Annotated in this window: 10 protein-coding genes; 3 read left to right on the forward strand and 7 right to left on the reverse strand. The window is 70.6% G+C overall.

The annotated features are described in order from the left end of the window. The first annotated feature begins 16 nt into the window (after positions 1-16). On the forward strand, positions 17-541 hold the full coding sequence (locus tag AC1Q9M_RS22580) for an OmpA family protein (protein WP_492435853.1): 525 nt from the start codon (positions 17-19) through the stop codon (positions 539-541). A 67-nt stretch (positions 542-608) separates the two neighbouring features. Here AC1Q9M_RS22580 and gloA read toward each other — a convergent pair whose 3' ends face one another. Further along, positions 609-1,019, reverse strand: a complete 411-nt coding sequence (gene gloA, locus AC1Q9M_RS22585; RefSeq protein WP_291121767.1) for a lactoylglutathione lyase — start codon at positions 1,017-1,019, stop codon at positions 609-611. A 5-nt stretch (positions 1,020-1,024) separates the two neighbouring features. Continuing rightward, on the reverse strand, positions 1,025-1,567 hold the full coding sequence (locus tag AC1Q9M_RS22590) for a PaaI family thioesterase (protein ID WP_291121768.1): 543 nt from the start codon (positions 1,565-1,567) through the stop codon (positions 1,025-1,027). A 52-nt stretch (positions 1,568-1,619) separates the two neighbouring features. Here AC1Q9M_RS22590 and AC1Q9M_RS22595 point away from each other — a divergent pair, with 52 nt between their 5' ends. Both AC1Q9M_RS22595 and AC1Q9M_RS22600 read left to right on the forward strand, forming a co-directional pair. Further along, positions 1,620-2,084 carry a MarR family winged helix-turn-helix transcriptional regulator gene (locus AC1Q9M_RS22595; protein ID WP_382321054.1) on the forward strand — a complete coding sequence of 155 codons (465 nt, stop codon included), beginning with the start codon at positions 1,620-1,622 and terminating at the stop codon, positions 2,082-2,084. Beyond that, positions 2,074-3,318: an MFS transporter gene (locus AC1Q9M_RS22600; protein ID WP_444687124.1), complete on the forward strand. Its 1,245-nt coding sequence runs from the start codon at positions 2,074-2,076 to the stop codon at positions 3,316-3,318. Before AC1Q9M_RS22595 ends, AC1Q9M_RS22600 begins: the two co-directional genes overlap by 11 nt. 13 nt (positions 3,319-3,331) lie before the next feature. Here the strand turns inward: AC1Q9M_RS22600 and AC1Q9M_RS22605 are convergent, their stop codons facing one another. The 5 genes from AC1Q9M_RS22605 to AC1Q9M_RS22625 form a co-directional block, all read right to left on the reverse strand. Continuing rightward, the gene (locus AC1Q9M_RS22605; protein ID WP_492435857.1) at positions 3,332-4,123 is read right to left on the reverse strand and encodes an SDR family NAD(P)-dependent oxidoreductase; all 792 of its coding nucleotides are present in this window, start codon (positions 4,121-4,123) and stop codon (positions 3,332-3,334) included. A 22-nt stretch (positions 4,124-4,145) separates the two neighbouring features. Then, positions 4,146-5,084 (reverse strand): ankyrin repeat domain-containing protein, encoded by a 939-nt coding sequence (locus tag AC1Q9M_RS22610; protein ID WP_492435859.1) that lies wholly within the window; start codon positions 5,082-5,084, stop codon positions 4,146-4,148. Then, positions 5,081-5,656 carry an RNA polymerase sigma factor gene (locus AC1Q9M_RS22615; protein ID WP_382321047.1) on the reverse strand — a complete coding sequence of 192 codons (576 nt, stop codon included), beginning with the start codon at positions 5,654-5,656 and terminating at the stop codon, positions 5,081-5,083. Before AC1Q9M_RS22615 ends, AC1Q9M_RS22610 begins: the two co-directional genes overlap by 4 nt. A 28-nt stretch (positions 5,657-5,684) precedes the next feature. Beyond that, entirely contained in the window at positions 5,685-6,539 is an 855-nt protein-coding gene (locus AC1Q9M_RS22620) for a hypothetical protein (RefSeq protein WP_492435861.1), read from the reverse strand. 93 nt (positions 6,540-6,632) lie between these two features. After that, positions 6,633-7,565 carry a LysR family transcriptional regulator gene (locus AC1Q9M_RS22625; protein ID WP_382156172.1) on the reverse strand — a complete coding sequence of 311 codons (933 nt, stop codon included), beginning with the start codon at positions 7,563-7,565 and terminating at the stop codon, positions 6,633-6,635. Positions 7,566-7,721 lie beyond the last annotated feature (156 nt).

Here is a 7,721-nt window from a genome sequence, read left to right on the forward strand (position 1 = left end):
TCACGGAGTGTTTCCCATGTCCTCTCAGGATGACGAACCCGAGTACCGCGTTGTGGCGGTGGTGCTGATCAGCGCGATCCTGTTGGCGGTAGGCCTTGCCTTGGGCATGGGCATTTACAAGTCGCGCCAGTCCGCGCCCAGTGCCGGCCCGGCGGCAGTGGTTCCGGTCGCGGCCGTTGTGGCTGTGACCACGGTCACTCCGGTGGGCGACGACGCCAGCGTGGTGGTGGAAAACGGCGTGGTCAAGTTCTACTTCGCGTCTGGCAAGGCCGACCTGGCCGCCGGCGCGCTCGATGCGCTGGGCGAAGCGATCGCCGCGGCCAAGGCCGGCAAGAAGCTGGTGCTGTCGGGCTTTCACGACCTGACCGGCGACCCGGCTTTCAACGCCGAGCTGGCCAAGCAGCGCGCCATCGCCGTGCGCAGTGCCCTGGTGGGCGCGGGCGTGGCCGAAGGCGCGGTGGAGCTGAAGAAGCCCGAGCAGACCGCCGGCACCGGCAAGAACGCCGAAGCGCGCCGTGTGGAAGTGCTGATCGTGCGTTGAGCTGGCCTGAGCGCCCACAAAAAAGCCCGGCATGCCGGGCTTTTTTTCGTCCACGCCCGGCAGGCGTTCAACGCAGGCCCTGGCCCGCTTCCTTCTCCGCGCGCTGGATCAGCTCGATCTTGTAGCCGTCGGGGTCGGTCACGAAAGCGATCACCGTGGTGCCGCCCTTGACCGGGCCGGCCTCGCGCGTCACGTTGCCGCCGGCCGCCTTGATCTTCTCGCAGGCCGCGTAGGCGTCGGGCACGCCCAGGGCGATGTGGCCGTAGGCCGTGCCGAGTTCGTAGCTCTCGGTGCCCCAGTTGTAGGTGAGTTCGATCTCGGCCTGGGCCGGGTTGCCTTCGTAGCCCACGAAGGCCAGCGAGTACTTGTACTCGGGGTTCTCGGAGGTGCGCAGCAATTGCATGCCCAGCACCTGGGTGTAGAAGTGAATCGAGCGCTGGAGGTTGCCCACGCGCAGCATGGTGTGTAGAAGTCGCATGGGCCTTATTTTGACGGCACTTCAAAGACCAGGCAGGTCGTTGTGGCATGCGCGTACAGCTTGCCGTCGGGTCCCACGATGCGGCCCTCGGCGGTGGCCAGCTGCCGCCCGGCATGGACCACCGTGCCGATGGCGCGCAGCGGGCCGCTCTTGTAGGAGGCCGCGCGCACGATGTTCACGCTGAGTTCCGCCGTCGTGTAGGCCCGGCCCACCGGCATGACGGTGTGCACCGCGCAGCCCACGGCGGAGTCCAGCAGCGTGGCGTACCAGCCGCCGTGCACCGTGCCCAGCGGGTTGTAGTGCTTGAGCTGGGGCTGGCCCTGGAACACGGCCCGGCCTTCACCGATTTCCACCAGCGAGAAGTCCAGCGTGTCGGCGATGTGCGGGTAGGGCAGCTTGCCGTCGAGCATGGCCTGCATCTGCTGCATGCCGGTCAGGCCCGCGAGATCGGCGGGGTTGGCCAGGCCCACGCCCGCGCCGGCGTTCATGCGGGCCACGACGGCCTCGTATTGCTGGATCCACTGGGCCTGGGTTTCTTCGACGGTCATGGTTGAATTCCTTTTTGTTTGCAGGTACAAGTATTGTAGATACAATCGTCTCATGAATGCCGACACCCAGGTGACATCGCCGACCCCGGTGGGTTGCACCAACTTCAAGCTGCGCCAGCTCACGCGCCGCGTGACCCAGCACTACGACCAGCACCTGGCCGGCTCGGGGCTGAAGATCACGCAGTACTCGCTGCTGACGCACGTGGACCGCCTCGGTCCGCTGGCGCCCGGCGAGCTGGCCCGGCGCATGGACATGGGCGCCTCCACCCTCACGCGCAACCTGCAACCCATGATCGCGGCGGGCTGGCTGGCGATGGGCGAAGGGGTCGATGCGCGCAGCCGGCTCGTGCACATCACCGACGCCGGGCTGGAGCTGCGGCGCCAGGCGCAGCGGCGCTGGAAGGCCGCGCAACTCTCACTCAACGACAAGCTGGGCCTGGCCACCGTGGCGGCACTGCACGGGCTGCTGGACCAGGGGCTGGCCGCGTTTCACGAGGAAGACACCCATGAAGACTGAAACCTTGACCGCCGCCGCGCCCGCGCGCGCGCCCTATGTGTGGTGGCTGGTGCTGCTGGCCGCGGCCGGGGCTTTCGCGCTGACCATGGGCACGCGCCAGACCATGGGCTTTTTCCTCTCGCCGCTGAACACCGCCACCGGTCTGGGGGTGGGCAGCATCAGCCTGGCGTTCGCCTTCGGCCAGCTCTGGTGGGGGCTCACGCAGCCTTTCGCGGGCGCCGTGGCCGACCGCATCGGCGCCGGGCGCGTGCTGCTCGCGGGTGTGCTGCTGGTGGCGCTGGGCACCTACCTCACGCCGCTGATGACCAGCACCTGGGGCCTGATCCTGGCCATCGGCGTGCTCGCCGCCGGCGGCGCCGGCATGGCCGGGCCTTCGGTGCTGATGGCGGCGACCGCGCGCCTGATTCCGGCCGAACGCCGGGGCATGGCCACCGGCATCGTGAACGCGGGTGGCTCGTTCGGCCAGTTCCTCATGGCGCCCCTGGCCGCCGCGCTCACGCTGGGCCTGGGCTGGGTCGGTGCGCTGCAGGCGCTGGGCCTGATCGTGCTGCTGGCGCTGCCCGCGGCCTGGGTGTTGCGCGGTCCGGGCCCGGCTGCGAAGGCCGGGGCGGCGCCCGCGCCGGTGGCCTTGCCCACCGGCCAGGCGATCCGCCAGGCGCTGAACACGCCGAGCTACCTGCTGCTCTCGGCCGGTTTCTTCGTGTGCGGCTTTCACGTGGCCTTCCTCGCCACGCACCTGCCCGGCGTGGTGGCCGCGTGCGGCCTGCCGGCGCCGGTGGGTGCCTGGGCGCTGGGCGTGATCGGTCTGTTCAACATCATCGGCAGCCTGGCCATGGGCTGGGCCGTGGGCCGCTGGCGCATGAAGTCGCTGCTCTCGCTGGTGTACGCCTCGCGCGCCGTGGCGGTGCTGGTGTTCCTGCTGGCGCCCAAGACCGAGGCCGTGATGCTGACCTTCGCCGCCGTGATGGGCCTGACCTTCCTCTCCACGGTGCCGCCCACCGTGGGCCTGGTGGCCAAGTTCTTCGGCACCGGCAACATGGCCATGCTGTTCGGCATCGTGATGCTGGCGCACCAGGTGGGGGGCTTTCTCGGCGCCTGGCTGGGTGGCCAGGTGTTCGAGGCCACGGGCAGCTACGACTGGGTCTGGTACATCGACATCGTGCTGGCCGTGGGCGCGGCGCTGATCCACCTGCCGATCCGCGAAGCCGTGGTGGCGCGGCCCCGGCCCGCGTGAAGCAGGGCAGCGCTCAGACCGGCACGGTGTAGTTCAGCGCCATGCGCCCGCCGTCGACGGTGACGATCTCGCCGGTGACGTAGCTCGCCGCGTCGCTGGCCAGCCAGGCCACGACGTCGGCGATCTCGTCGGGTTCGCCGAGCCGCTTGAGCGGCGTGCGGCTCAGGATCTTGTGGCGCGCCTCTTCGCTGGTGAGCACGGCCTGGGCCGCGAGCTCGGTGGCGATGGTGCCGGGCGCCACTGCGTTGACGCGGATGCCGTGGTCGGCAAGCGCCAGCGCCATCACGCGGGTGAGCTGGTTGATGCCGCCCTTGCTCACGTTGTAGCTGGCGATGTTGGGGATGGCGAGCACGCCATTGACCGAGCTCATGTTCACGATGCTGCCGCCATCGGCCTGCTGCGCCATCGCGCGCGCCACCGCCTGGCCCATGAGGAAGGCGCCCTTGAGGTTGACGCGCAGCACCTCGTCGAAGTCTTCTTCGCTCACGTCCAGAAAGTGGGCCGCCTTGAAGATGCCGGCGTTGTTGACCAGCACGTCGATGCGGCCGTGGCTGTCCAGCGCCAGTGCGACGATGGCGTCCACGTCGGCCTTGTCGCCCACGTCGCAATGCATGTAGGTGCCGCCGAGTTCGCGCGCGAGGGCGCGGCCGCGCGCGTCGGCCACGTCGGCGATCACCAGCTTGGCGCCTTCGCGCGCGAAGCGGCGCGCACAGGCTTCGCCGATGCCCTGGGCCCCGCCGGTGACGAGGACGACGCGGCCCTGGTGGCCGAAATGCACGGAGGAGGAAGAGGCTGGGGTGTTCATGCCGCCATGGTAGCGACGGGACTCAGCGCGGTCCGCGCTCCTGCAGCGACGGCAGCTGTTCGGCGTGTCCCGCCTGTTGCGCGAGATCGATGGCGCGCAGGCCATCGCGGTCGGTGCGCTCGGGGTCGGCGCCTGCGCCGAGCAGCAGGCGCACCAGCGGGGCATCGCCGCGCTGCGCGGCCAGCATGAGCGCGGTGCGGCCCCGCGCGTCGGCGGCGTTCACGTCCGCCCCCTGGGCCAGCGCGTCGCGCACATCGGCGACCGCGCCACGCGCGGCGGCGGCCAGCAGGGCCGCGGCGGGCGAGAGCGGTGCGATGGCCTGGGGTGCGGGTGCGCCACGCCGCGCTGACAGGGCGGCGGGGGCCTGCTCTTGTGCCAGACCACGGGCACGGGGCGTGGTCGCCATGTCGGTCGATGCGGCGGCAGGGGCTTCGGCCTCCGCTGCCCTGTTGGCCACACCAGGGGCGACAGGAGGGGCTTCTGCCGGCGCCGGAGCTGGCGGCGCGGGGGGCGGCAAGGTGGCTGCCGGTGCTGGACCGCGCGGCTTCGGGCGTTCGGACAAGGGGCGCGGTGCGGCCGGCGGGGTGGGCCGGGGTTCGGGCGGCACCGCGGCTGCGGGTGCGGCTTCCTGCGCGGCGGCCGGGGCCTCTGCCGGTGCCGCTGCGCGGGAGGGCGCCTGGGCCTCGCCGAGGGCGATCTCCCGTTCCTCGGGTGTGCCGCGATCGAACTGCAGCACCACCAGCGTGGCCAGGCCCAGCACCGCCAGGCCACCGAAGGCGCGCCAGCGCCAGGCCGAATCGTTGGCGGCCGGCGGCTTTGTGTTCCCAGGGGTTTCGCGGGCTTGGGCCGCGGCGGTGCGCGCCTCGGCCAGCACCTTCTCGCGCAGGGCTGTGTCGGGGCGCGCGGGGTCGTGTGCGTTGGCCTCCCGGTAGCGCTGCAGCAGTTCGTCTTGCGGCTTCATGCAAAGGCCTCCAGGGCTTGGCGCAGGCGCTCGCGCGCGTAGCGCAGCCGGCTCTTGGCGGTTTCGGCGTTCACGCCCGTGGCCTGCGCGATCTCGGCCAGGCTCAGGCCCCCTTCGGCCTGCAGCAGGAAGGTTTCGCGCTGCGGCAGGGGCAGGGCGGCGAGCGCGTCCAGCAAGGCCTGGGCCTGCTCGCGCGACTGCAGCTGCCGCACCGGGCCGAAGCCCGAATCGGCCGCCAGCGTGTCGGCGAGGGCGGCGCCGTCGTCGGTTTCCGCATCGAGGCTGGCGTGGGCCTTGTGGGTGCGCCAGTGATCGACCAGGCGGTGGTGGGCCAGGGTGAACAGCCAGGTGCGAAACCGCGCGCGGGGTTCGTAGCGCGGGGCCTGGCGGATCAGCGAGAACCACACGTCCTGCACCAGGTCATCGGCCAGCGCGCGGTCGTGCACGCTGCGCTGCACGAAGCGCCACACCGGCAGGGCGTGGCGGTCGTACAGGGTTTCGAAGGCGCGCGCATCGCCCGCGGCAAAGGCCTGCATCAGGGTTTCATCGGCGGGCACGGCCTCTTCGGACATGCCCGCGATTATGGGAGCCGGGGGACCATCAACTCGGGTCGGGCGCGTAACCGGGGGGCACGGCGCCGGGGAAGGGATTGGGCCTGGGCGGCACAGCCTGCGTGGGGATGATGCCCATGGCGATCAGGTTCTCGCGGCTGTCGTAGCGGATGCGGATGACTTCATCGGGCCGGTCGCTGCGCCGCTCGAAGGTGGTGTGGGTGATGGGCGCATCCTCGCGCGCGCCGTGCCCCGTGCCCAGGCGCGGCGCCGGCGCGGCGGGGGCCATGCGGCGCGCGGCCAGCGACTCGGCGCGTTCGCGTGGTGCTTCGCTCTCGGCCTGCGTTTCGGCGGCGGCGTCGGCGGCCGAAGAGCGGTTCTGCGCGCCGCTCTGCTCGCGCAGCGAGGGCCAGGGCACCACCGCCGGCGGCGGTGGTGGCAGGGGTTTTTCGCGGAACACGGCCACACCGATCACGCCCACGTGGGCCGGGCGGCCGGTGCGTTCGGCGTACGAGGCGCTCGATGCCGTGAAGTGGAAGGCCGCGACCTCGGCATCGCTCTTGCGCCAGCCGGTGATGGCGTGCTGTTGCCACGGGGAGAGCACGTAGCCGGTCTGCTGCCAGGCGGCGGTCTCGCCCGAGATCACGTTCACACCGTCGACCGAGACCACGCCGAGCACCCGGCCCGGCGTGGCGTTGCGCACCGACACGGCGTAGCGCGCGCCGGGCCGCCCGGCGACCCAGTGCTCGCCCTGGTGGCGGTAGACCGTGAGCGTTTCGCCGCTGTCGCGGTCAACCACCTGGATGTCGGTGAGCCGGCCCACGGCCTGGGCCGGCGAGGAGGTCAGGGCCGCGAGCGCGGCGGCCAGGGACAGGGCGAGGCGGAAAGAGGGGAGGGGTTTCATGCGGGCTCCGCGAACAGTGGATGGAGCCGGTTGAAACGAACGAACCGCCTCGACGGGGTTGAGGCGGCGCCGGGTTTTGTGTAACGGAGTGCGTCAGCAGCTGTTGCAGGTCGCCAGCGCGCTGCTCACGCGGGCTCGGGTCTGCTCGATGAGGTAGTCCAGGAACACCTCGGTGCGGCGCGGCATGAACTTGCGGCTGGGCAGGGCCGCGTACATCGTCAGCCGGTCCGTGATCCAGGGGTTGAGCACGCGCACCAGGTCGCCGCTCTCGATCATCGGCGCGGCCAGTTCGATGGTGGTGGCGGTGATGCCCGCGCCGTCGAGCGCGGCGTGCATCAGGGTGTCGGTGTGGTTGGCCCACAGCACGGGCTGCACCTCGATGTCGACGAAGCGGGCTTCGTCCGTCTCGTGCAGCAGGCGCCAGCCCCGGGTGCGGCCGGTCGCGGGCTTGAAGCGCAGGCAGTCGTGCCGCTCCAGGTCTTCGGGCCGCACGGGCGTGCCCTTGCGCTGCAGGTACTTGGGTGAGGCCAGCAGCACGGTGACGCTGGAGAGCACCTTGCGCGCGATCACGTTGGCATCGAACGAGGCCTGAGCGCCCATGAGCGTGATGTCGTAGTCCTGGATCGGGGGCTCGCGGGGGGAATCCACGTCGATGTCGAGCAGGATCTTGGGGTAGGCCTGCCGAAAGCCGCTGACCAGGGGGGCGAGCACGTGCGTGGCGAGCACGGGTGGTGCCAGCAGGCGCAGCACGCCCGCGAGTTCGCTGGTCTGCGAGCTCACCAGCGCGTGCGCCTCGTCGAGCTCTTGCAGGATCACGCGCACCCGGTCGAGGTAGTTCTCGCCCGCGTCGGTGAGGGAGACGCGGCGCGTCGTGCGGTGCAGCAGGCGGGTGCCCAGGTGGTCTTCCAGGTCGGCCACCAGCCGCGTGACCACGGCGGGCGACATGTCCATGGCGCGCGCCGCCGCCGCAAAACCCCCTTCATCGATCACTTTCTGGAAGGCACGCATCGAGGCCAGGCGGTCCATAACAAAGCTCCTTTAAAGGGTTTTCCCGGGTGTCAAAACCGTGATTATTGCTGAATTAGAAACACAATAGTCGTTTCAATGCTGTTTTTCTTCTGATTCAGAAACTTTACAGTTCATCCCATCGATGCACGCAAACCCCTCCGCAGAGGCATCGAA

The organism is Hydrogenophaga sp. GW823-FHT04C09 (genome assembly GCF_058796355.1).